Genomic DNA, 16,875 nt, shown 5'->3' on the forward strand with positions numbered 1-16,875 from the left:
TCGTTAGCCCTTCTCCCTAGAGAAAGTATTGTTGAGAACACCCTAGCGATAATCTTAGGCTGCCTTTGGTCTCAGGAACCTAGAGATTAAGAAAATTTTTATAAATTGCTTCCTTGAAAGTATTCCTCACTACACCCAGCGGAAAACTAAGTTTAGACTGCCCTACCCAAGCTTTGGTTCAGATCGACAGAGACTGCACAATAATAAAAAAACTTAATTAACAGATGGAGTCGTTCTTAACCTAACCTTTACATCGTTCCCGTATTATCGCCCTAGCTTGTCTTTGAGTCGCGATAGATTTGTCGTTGCTATCGAGCAAGCTGTCATACAGCCCTTGTTCTAAAAACTATGGAGCACATGAACGGGGATGAGAGCCTCGTGCCTGCTGTCAGCGCACAATCGTTCTAACTGTTTGGAGCAGTCTCAATCCTCACGAGAGGGGCTGTAACTACTGATGCATCAATGCATTCGTTCATTGTCCTGACTTGCGATCGCGCTTATGATCTTCAAACTCAGAAAATCTCGAATTCTCATGATCCTCTCCGCTATTATTACCGCTGGCATCGTTGTTGCTTGCGGTCCTCAAGGAGGGGGTGGCCCAAATCAAGCGGGCGAGCCGATAAATATTAATGGTGCCGGCGCCAGTTTTCCTGCCCCCCTTTACCAAAACTGGTTCAAGACCTACGCCCAGCAGGTTGATCCCAACGTCCAAATCAGTTATCAATCCGTTGGCAGTGGTGCTGGTTTGGAGCAGTATATTAACGGCACAGTGGATTTTGCTGGTTCCGATGCACCGATAGCCGGCGATCGCCTGAAGTCCTTTCAGGAAAGATACAAGGCTGACCCCATCCAAGTTCCCATGGTCGGTGGTGCCGTTGTCTTTGCCTATAACCTGCCCGGTGTGGATGAACTGAAATTACCGCGGGCGGTCTATTGCGACATCGTCATGGGCAAAATTACCCGCTGGAATGATCCCAAGCTGGTTGCTGCAAATGAGGGTAAAACGCTTCCCGATAAACCAATTACCTTTGCCCACCGCTCTGACGGCAGTGGCACCACATTTATTTTCACAAACCACATCAACACCGTGTGTCCTGGCTGGCCGGCAGGGGTTGGCACCTCCGTCAATTGGCCTGTGGGTGTTGGTGGCCAAGGCAATGAAGGCGTGGCTGCCCAAATTCAGCAAAACGAAGGCACCATTGGCTACGTCGAGTATGCCTATGCCAAACTCAACAACTTGCCCCGCGCCCTACTGGAAAACAAGGCAGGTAACTTCGTCTATCCTTCCCCGGAAGCTGCCTCCAAAGCCTTTGAGGGCGCTGACGTTCCCGAAGATTTTGCATTGCTAGTGCCGGATCCCGAAAATCCCGAAGCCTTTCCCATCGCTGGCTTGACATGGATCTTGGTGTACCCTGAGTACCAAGATGGCAGAAAATGGCAAGCCCTTGAAAATGTGCTGCTTTGGGCACTGGGCAATGAGGGCAAAAGCATTGCCGAACAACTGGACTATGTTCCCATGCCTGACGACATCGTCGCGCGAGTCAAGGCAACCCTCGATAAGGTGAAAGTCACAGGCTAAATCATGCAACCGCAGGGGGAGTGTTTCCCCCTCGCAATCCCCTAGGATGAAAAAGAGCCAGTTATGGCAATTGAGGCAACTGATCAATATTACCCGTGAAACCCTATGGCTGTTACCAGCACTCCCCCTGAATCACCGGATTTGGCTGCGATTGAGGCACGGAAAAACCTCCGCTACTACCTCGATCAATCCTTCTACTATCTGACAATGGTCTTTGCCTTGGCGGTGGCTGTTGCCCTGCTCTGGATTGTGATTCAAATTGGCCTTGCGGCTATACCTGCAATTACACGATTTGGTCTGCGCTTTCTGGCTAGCACCACATGGGATCCGGTGCAAAATATCTACGGCATCCTACCCCAAATCTACGGTACCCTTGTTAGTGCCCTCATTGCCCTACTGGTGGCAGTTCCCCTAGGACTGGGTATTGCCGTCTTTCTCAGTGAGGACTTTCTACCTACGTACATTCGTACCCCAATTGCCTTTGCGATTGAGCTATTAGCTGCCATTCCTAGTGTGGTCATTGGCCTGTGGGGCATCTTTGTGCTGATTCCCTTTTTGCGGCCATTTTACAATTTCCTGCACGAGTACCTCGGCTGGATTCCTCTCTTTGGTACCAGTCCTCGCGGTAACAGCATCCTCACCTTAGGTCTAGTGCTGGCGTTCATGATTTTGCCCCTGATCACCTCCATTTCACGGGAAACGCTGGTTTCTTTGCCTCCTTACTTACGCCAAGGAGCAATGGCTCTAGGCGCCACCCGCTGGGAGACGATTTTGCGGGTGCTCATTCCTGCTGGCTTCTCTGGAATTGTGGGTTCGATTATGTTGGCTCTCGGTCGGGCGATGGGGGAAACGATGGCCGCAGCTATGCTCGTGGGCAATACCAACCGCATCAGCCTCTCAATCCTTGAGCCGGGTTCGACGATCGCGTCATTGATTGCCTCCCAGTTTGGGGAAGCAGGGCGAGAGCAAGTGGCTGCACTGCTGTATGCCGGTTTAGTGCTCATGATCCTGACACTGCTGGTCAATATCTTGGCAGAAATCATTATTAAGAAGTTTCAAAACGTTGAGCGATAGGTTGCACCATGACAGAGATCAGTAACCGCCTTTCTACCGCAGAGATTCAACTAGGCAAGGTCTGGACTTCGGCACGAAACCTCTTTGGTCTGTTGATGACAGGTGTGACGGGACTGTTTGCTGTCATTGCGGTGATTCCCTTGGCAGCCATTGTCATCAATGTGGCGTCCCAAGGACTGCCTCGGATTAACTTAGATCTGTTTACAAAACTGCCACCGCCGCCGGGTTTGAGTGGGGGGGGCTTGGGAAATGCGATCGTTGGTACGTTAATCGTGCTCGCTGTTGCCATGGCGATTAGTGTTCCCATTGGCGTTTTGGGCGCTGTGTGGCTGTCCGAATTTGGGCGGGGGAGCAAAATCGCCTATTGGGTGCGGTTTTCGGCAAACGTTCTCAGTGGGGTGCCCGCTATCATTGCGGGTTTGTTTTCCTATACGATTGTGGTCATGACGATGGGCACCTTTAGTGCCTTTGCCGGTGGGGTGGCTCTGGCAGTGGTCATGCTGCCCATTGTGATGCGAACCACAGAGGAAGGCTTGGTGCTGGTACCTGAGGAGGTTCGTCTGGCAGCATTGGGATTGGGTGCCACTCGTTTTGAGACGGTAACGCGAGTTGTTCTCCCTGCGGCGTTGCCCTCTATTGCTACTGCGGTAACTCTAGCGGTGGCGCGGGCAGGGGGTGAAGCGGCACCTCTCCTCTTTACGGCTCTGAATAATAATTTCTGGTCAACGGATTTGTTTCGCCCCATTTCCACGCTTTCGGTACAGGTTTATTTCTTTGCCATCATTCCCTACAAACCCCAGCAGGAACTGGCATGGGCAGGCGCGTTGGTGTTGCTGAGCATCATTTTGATCGTCAGTATTGGCTCCCGCTTACTCACTCGTAAGAAACGCTACTAAAGACTTAAAAGGTAACTGTTCTATGACAACTTACCCTAAACCTACTCCTAAAGTGGTTTTCCAAGTGCAGAACGCCTCGATTTTTTATGGCTCATTTCGGGCAGTACGGGATGTGACGATGGACATCTATGCCAATGAAGTAACGGCTCTCATTGGCCCATCGGGTTGTGGCAAGAGCACGCTGCTGCGCTGTTTTAACCGCATGAATGATCTGGTGCCGGGTGCTCGGGTAGAGGGCAAGATTACCTACCACGGCAAGGATCTGTACGCCAAGGAGGTGGATCCCGTGGAGGTGCGGCGGCGTATTGGTATGGTGTTCCAAAAGCCTAATCCCTTTCCCAAGTCAATTTATGACAATGTGGCCTTTGGAGCGCGGGTCAATAAGTATAAGGGGGATTTGGGTGAGCTAGTGGAAACTGCCCTACGGCAGGCGGCTCTTTGGGATGAGGTGAAGGACAAGCTCAAAGAAAATGGTCTGTCGCTCTCTGGCGGACAACAGCAACGGCTATGTATTGCGCGGGCGATCGCCACCAAGCCCGAGGTCATCCTCATGGATGAACCCTGTTCTGCCCTTGACCCCATTTCTACCCTCAAGGTGGAAGAACTGATCCATGAATTGAAGCAGAACTACACGATTGTGATCGTGACCCACAATATGCAACAGGCGACTCGGGTGAGCGATCGCACTGCCTTCTTTAATGCCGAGGCCACAGAACGGGGCAACCGGGTAGGCTACCTCGTTGAGTATGACTATACTAGCATTGTCTTCAATAACCCCAAAGAGCAAGCCACGATGGATTATGTCAGTGGCCGTTTCGGCTAAGGTCTAAAGCGGCGGCTGCTGCTGGTGCCAAGGGGTCGCCTGTTCATAGGCATAGGCAACGTGAAATAGGGTCTCTTCCCCTAGGACGTTGCCAATCAATTGCAGACCAATGGGCAGCCCTTCGTGATCAAAGCCACAGGGGAGGCTCAAGCCTGGTAGCCCGGCAAGGTTGACGGGAATGGTCATCAGATCTGACAGGTACATACTCAGGGGGTCGGCGGTTTTCTCCCCAGCTTTGAAGGCAGTGGTGGGAGCTGTGGGGCAGACCAAAACATCCACCTGTGCAAAGGCTTGGGCAAAGTCTTCTTTGATCAGGGTGCGTACCTTTTGTGCCCGTAGGTAGTAAGCATCATAGTAGCCAGCGGAAAGGGCGTAGGTGCCAATCATGATCCGTCGCTTCACCTCAGCCCCAAAGCCTTGGGCGCGGGTTTTCATGTACATTTCAAGGAGATCGCTGGCTCCTTCAGCGCGAAAACCAAAGTTCACGCCATCATAGCGGGCTAGGTTTGCCGAGGCTTCCGAAGGGGCAATAATGTAGTAGGTGGGCAGGCCGTAGGCAAAGCGGGGACAGGAGAGTTCAACAATCGTGGCTCCCAATTCCTCTAGGGTTTTTAGGGCGGCCTCAAGGGCAGATTTCACTTCTGGTTGGATGCCTTCACTCACTGTTTCTTGAATAACGCCAATGCGCATTCCCTTGAGATCGGGTTTGAGGGCTTGGGTGTAGTCGGGAATCGACACGCTGAGACTGGTGGCATCCTTGGGATCATGCCCCGCGATCGCCCCCAAAAGAATCGCAGCATCAGTAACTGTCGGTGCCAAAGGCCCAATTTGATCCAATGACGACGCATAGGCAACAAGGCCATAGCGCGACACCAAACCATAGGTCGGTTTGAGGCCGACCACCCCACAAAAGGCGGCGGGTTGACGAATGGAACCGCCGGTATCGGAACCAAGGGCAGCCGCACATTCCCCGGCAGCAACGGCGGCAGCAGATCCCCCAGAAGACCCCCCAGAGACCCGCTCTGGATGCCAAGGATTGGCGGTGAAACCAAAGGCAGAATTTTCGGTGGAGCTGCCCATGGCAAATTCATCGAGATTGGTTTTGCCCACCATAATCGCGCCAGCGGCCTGCAATTTTTGGGTCACGGTGGATTCGTAGGGGGGGACAAAGTGCTCCAGCATCTTAGAGGCACAGGTGGTGCGCACACCGTAGGTGCAAAGGTTATCCTTGATGGCCAAGGGAATCCCTGTGAGCACACCAATCTCTTCACCGGCAGCAATGCGCTCATCTACAGCGGCCGCTTGGGCAAGGGCGCGATCGCCCGTCACGGTTAAGAAGCTATGGAGCGTTGGCTCCACTTGGGCAATGCGATCTAAGTAAGCTTGGGTAATTTCAGTGGCGGAGCGTTCTTTGCGAACGAGTTGACGGTGGAGCTCCTGAATCACTGACATAAATGCAGATTCCCTAGTGACAATGCAACACTGGCGATCGCGGGCATGGCCGCAAACAGGCCAATCTTAAGTTTAGCAATGTGGCTGATCATTTATTGCTCCAGATGCAGCGCTTTGGCACAGGGCTGTCTCTGAATCAATCAGCGATATATTAGGAATCAAGAAGCCCTGACGACGGTGCTCATGCCCTTGGGGAGTATTCGATGGAACCGCTCGACCCCGTGGATCGGGAAGCCTTTACCAACCCGACATTGCAGCGATTGTTGTTCTTTGTCTATTTGCTGCCCATTTTTGGCATGATTCCAGCACTGTGGCAGTTGAGTCGCCGGGGGAGCGATCGCCAGACCCGACAAGTGAGCCGCCTCGCTGTTCTCATTGGTCTCATTTGGCTGTTGGGCTATGGCCTGCTGAATGGGGCGGTCAGCGTGAGTGAAGCCCAGTCTCTGCATCATGGCCTATTACTCTTTCTCAATAGTCTCTGGGGATCCGCCTATTTTCTGGTGAACTTGGGGCTGATGGTACAGTTGTGGCAGGGGCGATCGCTGCAATTGCCCTTCCTACAACGTCTGATGAAATACCTGCCATGACCCCCAAGCGCTGGTTTTGGCCCCTGTTGGGATTCAGCGCCATTCTGGTGCTCATCCTCTGGTTGATATCGGCACTCACGTGGCTCTATGTGCAGGTGGCCTTTACTGCCCCCTTTTTGGCCAATCTCTTGGTGCTGATTTTCATTGGTCTATTGGGGGGGCTGCTCTATACCTTCTTTCGTTACCTGTACTTACTTGAGCGCAAGGGCAAGCCCGCCACCGCTACGCCCCAAGCCCCCCTCGATAAAACGGAGGCCGCCGCTGAAAACCTCAAAGCCCTACGGCAGCAACTGAGTCAAATTGAAGATGAGGTGGCACGGCAAGCACTGTTGGCACGGGCACGGGAGCTGGCGGAGGATTTTTACCGCCAAGAATTGCGCATTGTGGTCTTTGGCACCGGTTCGGCGGGTAAAACCTCTCTTGTCAATGCCCTCATGGGGGAGATGGTGGGGGAAGTGGCACCAACAATGGGCACGACGGCGGTGGGGCAAACCTATCGTTTTTGGCTACCTAATACAGAGCGGGAAATTCTGATTACCGATACCCCCGGCATTTTGGAGGCGGGTGTGGCTGGAACCTACCGGGAACAATTAGCGCGACAACTGGCCGCCGAAGCAGACTTACTCCTTTTTGTGCTCGATGATGACCTGCGCCAGTCGGAATATACCCCCTTGGTCAACTTGGTGGAAATGGGCAAGCGATCGCTCTTGGTGCTCAATAAAATTGACTTGCGCTCCGAGGCCGATCAACTGGCTCTTTTGCGCCATCTACGGCAGCGGGTCAAGGGGTTGATTCCACCCCAAGATGTGGTGGGTATTGCCGCCCGTCCCCAACCGATTCGCCTCGACACAGGAGAGTGGTTAGAACCCGAACCCCATATTTGGCCATTGATTCGGCGGCTGAGTGCCATTCTCCGCGAGGAAGGGGATGACCTCGTGGCAGATAATATCCTCTTGCAGTCGCAACGCCTAGGGGAGCAGGCTCGCAAAATCATTGATCAGCAACGGCGCCGCCAAGCCGATAAGGTAGTGGAGCGCTACCAGTGGATCAGTGCGGGTGTGGTCTGTGTCACGCCGATTCCCGGCGTAGATCTACTGGCTGCCGCCGCCGTGAATGCGCAAATGGTGATGGAAATTGGCAAGGTCTATGGCTGTGACCTGAATCGCGATCGCGCCCGCGAGCTAGCTCTTTCCCTAGGCAAAACCCTGGCCAGCTTGGGCATTGTTAAGGGAGCCATGAATCTCGTCGGTACGGCCTTGCAATTGAGCATGGGGGGGCTGGTGGTGGGCAAAGCCGTCCAAGGAATTACAGCCGCCTATCTCACTCGGATTGCGGGCAAAAGTTTTATGGAATATTTTCGCCACAACCAAGACTGGGGCGATGGTGGCATCAGTGAAGTAGTTCAACAGCAATTTGAACTCAATCGCCGCGATGAATTTATTCGCTCCTTTGTGCAGCAGGCGATCGCCCGCTTACCGTCGCACCTTGGCACCATGATGCCTGAAGCAATGAAAACACCCTTATCCCATGAGGAAGAGCTGCCTTAAGGTATTCTTAGGATTCCCCCAAGGGTCTTAGCAAAAACCGCTACTATGTTCAGTAACTATTTTATGTTACCGATTTCGGATGAGTCTCTCGACCCGCAGTCCCGATCTTGAGGTGGAACAACTGCCGCAGTTATTGCAGGCAGCTCGGTCTCGTTATTTGGCCGGGGAGCGATCGCCCGCTGTGACGAAGCCCCTCTCTCAAGCCCTGCGAGCCATCCTCGAGCGCAACATTGATACCCATCTGAGTCAACGCGGCGGCTATCTCCAACGCCTAGTGGAAGCCTATTTTCGCCTCTTTCCTCGCTGCCTAGAAAACTTGAGCGGCGATCAACTCCAACAGCAGGCAGTGCAAAAAACGGTGCAGCGGTTACTGCAAATTCCCGCTACCGTCATTCAAGACGAGTACGATCGCCTCAATCGTGGCCAGTACAATCAACCCCTAAAGCAACTGGTGCTTGCCTTTAGTCGCCCAGCCCTAGCCAACCGTAATCCCTCTCCCGAATTGACAGAGGCCGAGTGTTTCCTTGCCTTCTTTATCCAGTGCCTACGTCAAGAACTCGGCGCAACGGTTCTCCTATCCCCCCAGTTTCGCCAAGAGTACCGCGATCTCCTGCGCACGGTGTGTCTGGGGAGTTCTGATCCCGAGCAATGCCAAAGTAACCTCACGGGCTGGCTCTGGGAAGCAATGAAATCCTTTGACCCCCTCAAGCCCTTTGGTGCCACTGGTCATGGTCGTCCCACCTTTGAAGCATGGGTGCGCACGGTCATCAGCAATAAACTGGCGGATGAAAAACGCAAACTCCTCAAGCGCGAGGCCGATGAACTGCTCTTCTATGACAACCGCGCCCTGCAAGTCTTTCAAGATCGTTATCAAGCAGCACCCCCTGAGGTACAACGGGAGATTGATCCCAAAGCCTGCGCTCAGTTGATTACGATTGTCCAAACGGAAATTACCGATCCCCGTATCCGTGCTTCGACGGCTCGCTTGCGCCAGCACATTGCCCAACTCTTGGGCTGGACGATCGAGTACACCCGCGACATTCATCAACAGGTGCGGCGTATTCTTGGACGTTATGTGCAGTCCACTCGCTCTCTGAACATTTGCTCCACCGACAGCAACCAAGAATGGATTGACAACTATCCCGATACCCGCACACTGCCAACCAGCAATGGCCAAGGGGTGGAGTGCATAGTGGAGTTTCTCAATGATCCGCAGACGCCGACATGGGTCAGGGATTGGTGTGAGCGTCGCCGTACCCAAGCCGAAATTGCCCGTGAACTCTTTGTCAGCCAGCCCACGATTTCTCGCTGCCTCGGTCGTGAATACCGCCTGTGGCTCTACCGTAAATTCTTTCAAGATCCCCAGATTCCGCAATGGATGAGGCGATGGTATGAAACCCAATCAATCCCCAGCCCCCACCAACGACGGCAAACCCGCCGTGAAATTCACCCTGATTATGCCCGTGGCCGCTACACCGCAAAACAAATTGATGAGCAAATAGAGGCCAAACTTGCGCAGTGGTGTGAGCATAACGATATTTACTACCTTCCCTAGGCAGCCTCGCTTTTTCGTACTTGGTTTGGATGACGACGGCTATGACTTCCTTTTTGGCACCGACTGTTCCCATTCGTTCCCTGATATTGGATGCCGCCCATGCGGTGCTTCAGGGATGTCGTCCCAGTCGGCAACGGCAGGTTCTGCCCTATTTGGTTGCCCTCTACGCCTTCATTGACTGGTGGGAAAATGAGGGTGTTCCCAGTAAGCAGGATGATCTGGACGATCTGCCCGATGATCTGACCTTGAGTACCACTTGGTGTGAGCGGCCAGAGGTTCTTGACCTTGTGGACATTGCGGATCTCAACTTGGAAGGGGTGCAGTTATCTATCTATCCTGTCGAGGCGGGAGAGTCTCTGCGGATCCATTGCCCGACATTTTTGGGGGTGATCAACGCCGATTTGGCAGTTGCTGTTGGTTTGGATCGCGATCGCCGTCAGGCACAGATGCTGGGTTTTTGCGATCGCCAGACCCTTCTTGACTACTGGCAACACCATCCAGCGGATGCCCAAGGCTATGGCACCTTTCCCCTAGAGCACCTGCAACCCATCTTCTACTTGCCTGAGCAAATTAGCTTCCTCAACCCGCTGCCCCGAAGCACACCGCTGGCCACCAAGGGCAATACCTACGGTCAACCCCTCGACACTCTACCGCAACTCACCCAGCGCACGGCTGTTGCTGAACCTGAAGGGTTGCCCCTCGACAATGAAACCGCAATCCAACGCCTTTTACAAGCCCTCCAAGGCTACACTGAAACCTCGGAAATTTCCCTCTCCCAAGATTAGGATTGGGCTTCTGGGGGCGATGTGTTTTCGGGTGAGTGCTCGCGGTAGTAGGCCTGTGCTCCCTCTTTGGTATGAATCTGACCGGGTTGAGGACGGCGATGGGTTTGCAGGCCTTGCAGCACTTCTGATAAGGTCAAGCCTTCCGGCAGGGGCGATCGCACTTCCCGCACCTTGTGCCACACCGAGCGCGACATCATTAAACTGCGGCGAACCGGTTCCGCCCAGCTTTCAAGGTAGGCTTCTCGCTCCCCTTGGTAATCCGTCGAAGACAGCAGTAGAGGTACGGGCGGATAGGCCTGCACCAAGCGAGCAATGTGGGTCAGTACCCCTGGATACAGATTTGTATAGGCAGGATGTACTGTTAAGTCTAGCCAGTGGGGCGTGTGTCCATCTTGGCTGGTATGGAGTGTATAGGAGGCGATCGCCACCTTCCGCTGTGGTTCAAACACATAAGCACGATGCACTTGTACCTGTTGCGACCAACTGGCCAAACCGTGGTGTAGCCAATCCAAAAGACTCGTTTGAAAGTCCCGATAGTGGCGATTAAAGACTTGGCGCACCAGTGCCGGCATCGACATCGTATCCAACTCATGCAGCAACCGTGCATCAGCATTCGTGACCTTCAGCAAATTAGGCAAGCAAGGTGTGCCCTGTGCCAGTTCTGCCAACTGATCCGCTGAAATTTGCCAGTAGGTGAGATGCGCCAAGGGTTGAAAGCCATTTTGGCGGTAGAGGTCTAGTGCTTCACGGTGGTCAATATTGATTTCAACCATCCAAGTACGGGCTTCCACAAGGGTACTAAAACAGTGGCGCAGGAGTTGTGTCCCCACCTCCGTAAACTCTTGGGCGGCCAATTGCTGCACCTGCCATGTGGTGCGACTTTCATTAAAGGGAGCCACCTGCACAACGCCCAACACTTGGTTGTCCCGCTCCGCAACATAAATCCGCAGCTTGCTCATCCCCGTTAGCCACTGCAATAGATGCAGCGGTGAGGTCATCAGGCCACCCGCCAAGGACGGCAGACCAAAGGGTTGATCATGTACCCCTTCATGGCACAGCCGCTGTTCCACCACCTCCACATCCCGATAGGCCAAGGGACGGATAATCAAATCACCAGTGGAGGGCAAGTCGGAAACCATCAGCCGGCACCAATCACTACTTCCATCTTAAGGACTCCAGTCCCAAAATAAAGGGGCGATGCCCAACGACAACCGCCCCAGCAACATAAATTGTGCAAAATCGCCTTAGTAAAGTTCTTCCTCTTGGTTGGTGAGGATTTTGCAGTCAGAACGGGGATAGGCGACACAGGTGAGCACAAAGCCCTTCTCGATTTGGTCATCATCCAAGAAGGATTGATCCGACTGATCCACTTCCCCTTCCAGCAGCTTGCCGGCACAGGTCGAGCAAGCACCAGCACGGCAGGAGAAGGGCAGGTCTAAGCCTTGCTCTTCAGCCACATCCAGAATGTACTCATCTTCGGGCACGTCAATTGTTGTTTCGCTTCCATCAGGACGCACTAGCGTTACTTTGTAGGTTGCCATGAATCTTGTCCTCTCATGTATGGAAAAGGCAGGGAGCCATCACGCTCCAATTTAGATACTAGGGGAAAACCCTAACCTTGATGGTTGGATTCAAGTCGCTCCTTGTATCGTTTTCGTAATCTAAGGCTCCCAAGGTATCTGAAATACTTATAGACATTGAACCCTATGGAGAAAATTAAGCAAACTCGATGACTGGCTCTATTCTCCGACTCGATGGCGCGGGGGCACAACCAACTCCCCTGTCCGATACCGATTCACCATGGCCGTTAGGGCTTGCTCCATCTCACGGCTAAAGCGTTGGGGATTCCACAGGGGGGCATAGCGTTTAGCTTGGCGCAGTTTCCAGCTGACCTGCTGCCGCAGCGCTGGCTCCGTCCCGAAACGAATTCCCCAATTCACATACTCCTCATCATTGAAGGCAATCCCCTCCTCAACGCCAACATTTTTCAGGAAAGTATAGGTATGGCGTGCCACAAACTGCTGGCCTACCTTTGTAACAATTGGCACCTCCAACCAGAGGGCTTCAAGACTCATTGCTCCCCCAGCATAGGGATAGGTATCCAGCACCACATCCACATCATAGAGATTGGCACGGTGGATCTCTGGCAGATTTGATGTCAAGAAATAGAGTTTGCTTAAATCAAATCCGGCAGCTTCCGCCACACTGCGGCACCACTCCTCAAAAATCGAGCTACTAGCGTGGTACTTGACAATGAGTACAGCATTTGGCACCGCTTCAACAATGGCAAATAGCAGCTTGAGCATTTCGGGTTGAATTTTACTGGCTCGCTGGGCACACAGAAAGATCACCGTATCGGCACTCAGCCCCAATTGATCGCGAATCCCAGTTTTGTTGGCCACCTCATAGCCATCAAGGGAGAGATAACAATCCGGCAGGCGCCACAGGGTTTCTGTGTACCATGCCTGCGCTCCCTCGGGAAGAATATACGGGTCAACAATAAAGTAATCTACTGTTGGCAAGCCAATGGCATCAAAGCCCACCCATGTCGCTTGTACAGGTGCTGGCTTGAGGGTGAGAACTTGATAGGTAAGGTCACTGGTGCAGCTATCTAAGTCAATGAGAAGATCAATTTTATCGTCATAAATCTGCTGAGCAATCTCATTGACTTTTGTGTCACAACTGCGAAAGTAATCGAAACTAGCTTGAAACCAGCGAGAAAGTTGGTCTTCCTTACTGGTACGAAACCATGGATTATAACCATAAAATTCAAACTGCTGGCGATCGTACAACCGAATAAAGGCACGAACCTGATGACCCGCAGGATGCTCGTGAAAACAATTGCCAATAAATCCAACCTTAATTTTCTCAGTAGATGAACTCTCTATAGAAGAATGTAAAGATCGTTGATAATTAGCATAGTAATTATTGACGGGTAGAAAGTACTGAGCATTTTCATAAAAGACTTTATTACGCCTGTTATAGATTGGTTTAATCTTAGAAGGTTCATCAAATTGATGTGTCAGATGAAAGTAAGAAGAGATAGCATAAAAGATGCTGCCAAAGTCAATTTGTTGACTGCTGATATTCTCTGCAAGAAATTGATTACAGCGATCGGCGTTCTCAAGCCATCTCTTCCACAGATTTGCAACTTCTTCAGAATAATTGAGATCATACTTAAACGTTTGTAGCACGTGCAGTTTAGAAGTGGGGCTGACATCCTCCCCCAAAAGTGTCAGTGGATAATCAAAGAGCTTATTTGCACAGTAAAGTGCCAACTCATGTAACTTGCTCTTAGCACAAATACGAGAAAGAAACTCGTACAATCCCCATTTTTCCTCAGCAATTTTTAGATAAACCTCAGCTAGGGAAGGAGCTAGGTTAGCAGGATGATTATTGAGCATTTCAAACACTGCCTTCTCAAGCGCAGGTTGCAGTGATGGATATTGGCCTAGCGCTTTGATAAACTCAGGCAACCCCTCTAGCTCACTGTTGTCACCCACTAAGTGCTGCACTGTATTAACAACATCATCAGGGTTAATTTCCTCTAAGCCTTCATTTGGTGGCAATAAAGCAGTGAGTTGATGTAACAAGTGAGTAATTTCTTCTGTGCCGAATCGTAATTGAAGTGAGAGGTTAATTAATTTCAACCCTATCTTGAGGTTAGGGGTAAATTCGTAGGCGTAGCTTGTGAGAGCAAATTGCAATTCTAAGGTGTTGCAGGGTAAATTTGCAAGCTCCAATAAGATGGGTGCCCATGTTGCCGTAATTTCTACTTGCTCTTCTTCAGTAAAGTCACTGAGATACGCTGACCACAGCAGCTGTGCCTCTGTCTCCTTGCCCTGAAAAATGTACGTGGCGCCTTGATAGGCAACCCAGTAGTGCTCTGCAGGAAACTGCTCGCTCAATGTCTCGCAGGCAGCTAGTACATCCTCATATCGTCCCTGTTCAAGATAATAGCGAAGTCGCTGCTGCCAGTTGCCCAACATTACCACAGACTCTGTCAACACCTGTTCTAGAAATGCTTCCCATTCGCGGGCACGAACTGACCATGTGCAGTGGCAATTGATGTAGTCCACTTGAGCACGGAGATGGGCATCGAGGGCGGCATGGGCTTGAGGGTCTTTAAACCGTTGAATCACCTGATCAAGCACGCAGCCATAGGCAGCCAGATAGTCCTCGTGGGGAAGAGGGATGAGGTCAGCAAAGCCCGCTGTTGTTTCAGGGAGTGCCCCCAGTTCACTAGTAATGACGTAGCAACCACTGGCCATAGCCTCCATTGCGGCAATGCAGGAGGTTTCAGCAAAGGCATTCGTATAAGCCCAAATGGCAGTGGATTTAAGGGCTTGAGCTAGTTCTGGTTGGGGGAGTGAGCCAATATAATTAACATTGGCCAAGTCATGGCAGCGTTGGTAAAGGTTCCCATACCGCTGTTGATCCTCAGCCTCGCTGGCTTGATAAACCTTCATGCTGGAATAAACATTGAGACGTACTGCGGGATGGCTCGCCTGCAGCGAAGGCATGAGATCAAGAAGTAGATGCAAACCGCGAAAGGGGGTACTCGTATAGGCCAGCGTCAAGGGTTGCGCCTTTGCCTTAAGGATAGATTCTGTAGGATCAAAAAGGTTTTCAAAACAAGGGGCAATGGCATTACGCAGGACAGCGGTTTTCTCAACAGGAATCTTGAATACTTCAATATATTGCTCTTGCTGCCATTGACTAATTAAGATAATCCGTTGATAGACCTCTTGATGTTCAGGGGATTGCAAAGATTCAACGGCAGGTTGATCGGCAGCGTGTTGTGTCCATAGTAATAGGGGAGTCTGGGGTGGCAACACTAAACGAAGCTGGTCAGCCGCAGCGGTACTATTTAAAATAATGGCCACATCAGGTTGCAGTTGCTCAAGGAATGGCAGCGTCAGCCAAGCTAGGGGCAGATGGGGAACCTGCCGAATACATTCAATATGCCGCGTGTTATTGAAGAGCCAGACCTCGTGCCCTCGCTGTTGCAATTGCTCCGCCAGATAACACAACGCCGACTGTGACCCCCCTAAGGGAGCTTCATAGGGTGTGTTGAGTGTGTACTGCCAACCAATCCGATCAATAAAGAGAATGCGCATAGGAGCAGAGGGTAACTGACCAGACTAATTTTCTCTTAAGGTAATAGTTTTTGGTGAAAAAAGCCAAGAATACCTCGTTTTAGCTCTAATTTGGTTTGACTGAGTAAAGCCAACTTTGACTTAAAACTTAACTTAAGACTAATATAGCTATTCCAATCAAGAATGAGACATTATCCAGCACAATACTCGCGAATCATCTCATCCATAGAACAGTTTGACCCCGCATACATCCGCGCTTGCTTCAGCGCACTAAAGTCATGCTCAATCACATTCAAAATAAAATCTAGATATAAATAAAAGGCCAAGAATACAGAATTCTTGGCACTTCAGGTTTTATCAGTAAAACTCTGCAAAAAAACTTAGGCAGTCCTACTGCATTGACCTAAGAAGGGCAGTTAGGAAGAAGGGCAGCTAGGAGCATTATTATTGGCGCCTGTCACAATTGTAGAGGTCGTGATACCGTTGTTCACCGTCACACAACCTGTGACCCCTGTCCCTTGGTCGTCAATAGAGGTCGTTTGGGCGATAGCACTTGCCCCAGCATTAACCGTAATTCCAGGCGTGTTGTATCCATCAGGTGTCGAGACCCCTAGCTTCAGGGTTGTGACATCAGGTGCAAAATTTGTGTTTTCCAAACGATAGGCCTGTTGGGCACGGTTGATGGCACCGATCGTGTTCTTGGCGCTAGAGAGACGAGCTTTAGCCGCCTGGTTGAGCATGGAGGGCAGGGCAATGGCGGCCAAGATACCGATGATGATCACCACCACCAGCAGTTCAATCAGGGTGAAGCCTTCGTTGGCTTTTTTCTTGGCCAGCAGGTGCTGGAGGAATTTCGCTTTCAGTTCGGTTTTCATATTTTTGAGACTCCTTAAGTCAAGAGATATTCGCCTCTAGGCATAACATACCCACCCCCTGCGGCAAAATTAACACCCCTGCTAAAAAGTTTCCGATTTTTTCCCCGCTACTACTGGAGTGCCCTCGGTAGGCGTCATTCCCAATCTGCTAAATTTGCGGTAGCTGGCTCGCGTGGTATCTTCGCCTCATGTGCAGTAGGCTAGTCTATAGTTATCAAGCCTGATCAGTCTCTTTATGAATAACCGTGGCAATGGCTTTGGCTGGGGATTTCTTGCAGGTGCCCTTTTTGGGGGCATTGCGGGTTCCCTTGTCACGCTTTTAGTCAAGGACAGACTGCGGCAAGCAGCTACGGGTGAATCCAGACGGCTGCGGGGGGATAAAGCCACTCCTCTCAACGGCAGTGATGACAACTTAATGGAGTCGATGCGCCTAGAGCTAGAGGCCAAAATTGCCCAAATTAATGAAGCGGTGGATGACCTGCAAAACCGCCTCAGCAACGAGGATCAGCCTTGAGCGGTAGGTAGAGTACGGCCGCTAAAACAAATAAAAGACTTGAGACGTAGGGATATTGCCTCAAGCCCAATCAAGGATTTACCGAAGGT

14 protein-coding genes and 1 pseudogene are annotated in these 16,875 nt (G+C 51.5%); 9 read left to right on the forward strand and 6 right to left on the reverse strand.

The window, feature by feature from the left end; genetic code table 11:
• Positions 1–532 precede the first annotated feature (532 nt).
• From pstS to pstB, 4 genes are all read left to right on the forward strand, one after another.
• Positions 533–1,579 carry a phosphate ABC transporter substrate-binding protein PstS gene (gene pstS / locus RHH27_RS00090; RefSeq protein WP_225901600.1) on the forward strand — a complete coding sequence of 349 codons (1,047 nt, stop codon included), beginning with the start codon at positions 533–535 and terminating at the stop codon, positions 1,577–1,579.
• 105 nt (positions 1,580–1,684) lie between these two features.
• Positions 1,685–2,653 carry a phosphate ABC transporter permease subunit PstC gene (gene pstC / locus RHH27_RS00095; RefSeq protein ID WP_206200544.1) on the forward strand — a complete coding sequence of 323 codons (969 nt, stop codon included), beginning with the start codon at positions 1,685–1,687 and terminating at the stop codon, positions 2,651–2,653.
• 8 nt (positions 2,654–2,661) lie between these two features.
• Positions 2,662–3,549 carry a phosphate ABC transporter permease PstA gene (gene pstA, locus RHH27_RS00100; protein WP_302678519.1) on the forward strand — a complete coding sequence of 296 codons (888 nt, stop codon included), beginning with the start codon at positions 2,662–2,664 and terminating at the stop codon, positions 3,547–3,549.
• A gap of 22 nt (positions 3,550–3,571) precedes the next feature.
• Positions 3,572–4,372 carry a phosphate ABC transporter ATP-binding protein PstB gene (gene pstB, locus RHH27_RS00105; RefSeq protein ID WP_206200546.1) on the forward strand — a complete coding sequence of 267 codons (801 nt, stop codon included), beginning with the start codon at positions 3,572–3,574 and terminating at the stop codon, positions 4,370–4,372.
• A gap of 3 nt (positions 4,373–4,375) precedes the next feature.
• On the opposite strand, the gene gatA is transcribed toward pstB, so the two are convergent.
• The gene (gene gatA / locus RHH27_RS00110; protein ID WP_302678520.1) at positions 4,376–5,824 is read right to left on the reverse strand and encodes an Asp-tRNA(Asn)/Glu-tRNA(Gln) amidotransferase subunit GatA; all 1,449 of its coding nucleotides are present in this window, start codon (positions 5,822–5,824) and stop codon (positions 4,376–4,378) included.
• A 203-nt stretch (positions 5,825–6,027) separates the two neighbouring features.
• Here gatA and RHH27_RS00115 point away from each other — a divergent pair, with 203 nt between their 5' ends.
• From RHH27_RS00115 to RHH27_RS00130, 4 genes are all read left to right on the forward strand, one after another.
• Positions 6,028–6,411, forward strand: coding sequence for a hypothetical protein (locus RHH27_RS00115; protein ID WP_302678521.1), 384 nt, complete (start codon positions 6,028–6,030; stop codon positions 6,409–6,411).
• Entirely contained in the window at positions 6,408–7,958 is a 1,551-nt protein-coding gene (locus tag RHH27_RS00120; RefSeq protein WP_302678522.1) for a DUF697 domain-containing protein, read from the forward strand. The genes RHH27_RS00115 and RHH27_RS00120 overlap by 4 nt, the downstream gene beginning before the upstream one ends.
• A 79-nt stretch (positions 7,959–8,037) precedes the next feature.
• The gene (locus RHH27_RS00125; RefSeq protein WP_302678523.1) at positions 8,038–9,513 is read left to right on the forward strand and encodes a hypothetical protein; all 1,476 of its coding nucleotides are present in this window, start codon (positions 8,038–8,040) and stop codon (positions 9,511–9,513) included.
• 41 nt (positions 9,514–9,554) lie between these two features.
• Positions 9,555–10,298 (forward strand): hypothetical protein, encoded by a 744-nt coding sequence (locus tag RHH27_RS00130; RefSeq protein WP_310437778.1) that lies wholly within the window; start codon positions 9,555–9,557, stop codon positions 10,296–10,298.
• Here the strand turns inward: RHH27_RS00130 and RHH27_RS00135 are convergent.
• The 5 genes and pseudogenes from RHH27_RS00135 to RHH27_RS00155 form a co-directional block, all read right to left on the reverse strand.
• Positions 10,295–11,437, reverse strand: coding sequence for a GNAT family N-acetyltransferase (locus RHH27_RS00135; RefSeq protein WP_206200552.1), 1,143 nt, complete (start codon positions 11,435–11,437; stop codon positions 10,295–10,297). The two genes, RHH27_RS00130 and RHH27_RS00135, sit on opposite strands and share 4 nt — an antisense overlap.
• A gap of 105 nt (positions 11,438–11,542) precedes the next feature.
• On the reverse strand, positions 11,543–11,839 hold the full coding sequence (gene petF1, locus RHH27_RS00140) for a ferredoxin PetF1 (protein ID WP_011056851.1): 297 nt from the start codon (positions 11,837–11,839) through the stop codon (positions 11,543–11,545).
• A gap of 198 nt (positions 11,840–12,037) precedes the next feature.
• Complete coding sequence (locus tag RHH27_RS00145) at positions 12,038–15,418, reverse strand: glycosyltransferase (RefSeq protein WP_302678525.1); 3,381 nt, start codon at positions 15,416–15,418, stop codon at positions 12,038–12,040.
• A gap of 170 nt (positions 15,419–15,588) precedes the next feature.
• Positions 15,589–15,693: pseudogene (locus tag RHH27_RS00150) on the reverse strand (IS630 family transposase); the annotation flags it as partial.
• 120 nt (positions 15,694–15,813) lie between these two features.
• Entirely contained in the window at positions 15,814–16,272 is a 459-nt protein-coding gene (locus tag RHH27_RS00155; protein ID WP_302678526.1) for a type IV pilin-like G/H family protein, read from the reverse strand.
• A gap of 235 nt (positions 16,273–16,507) precedes the next feature.
• Here RHH27_RS00155 and RHH27_RS00160 point away from each other — a divergent pair, with 235 nt between their 5' ends.
• Positions 16,508–16,786, forward strand: a complete 279-nt coding sequence (locus RHH27_RS00160; RefSeq protein WP_149817044.1) for a hypothetical protein — start codon at positions 16,508–16,510, stop codon at positions 16,784–16,786.
• Positions 16,787–16,875 lie beyond the last annotated feature (89 nt).

This window comes from Thermosynechococcus sp. PP555, from assembly GCF_031583225.1.
Lineage (GTDB): Bacteria > Cyanobacteriota > Cyanobacteriia > Thermosynechococcales > Thermosynechococcaceae > Thermosynechococcus.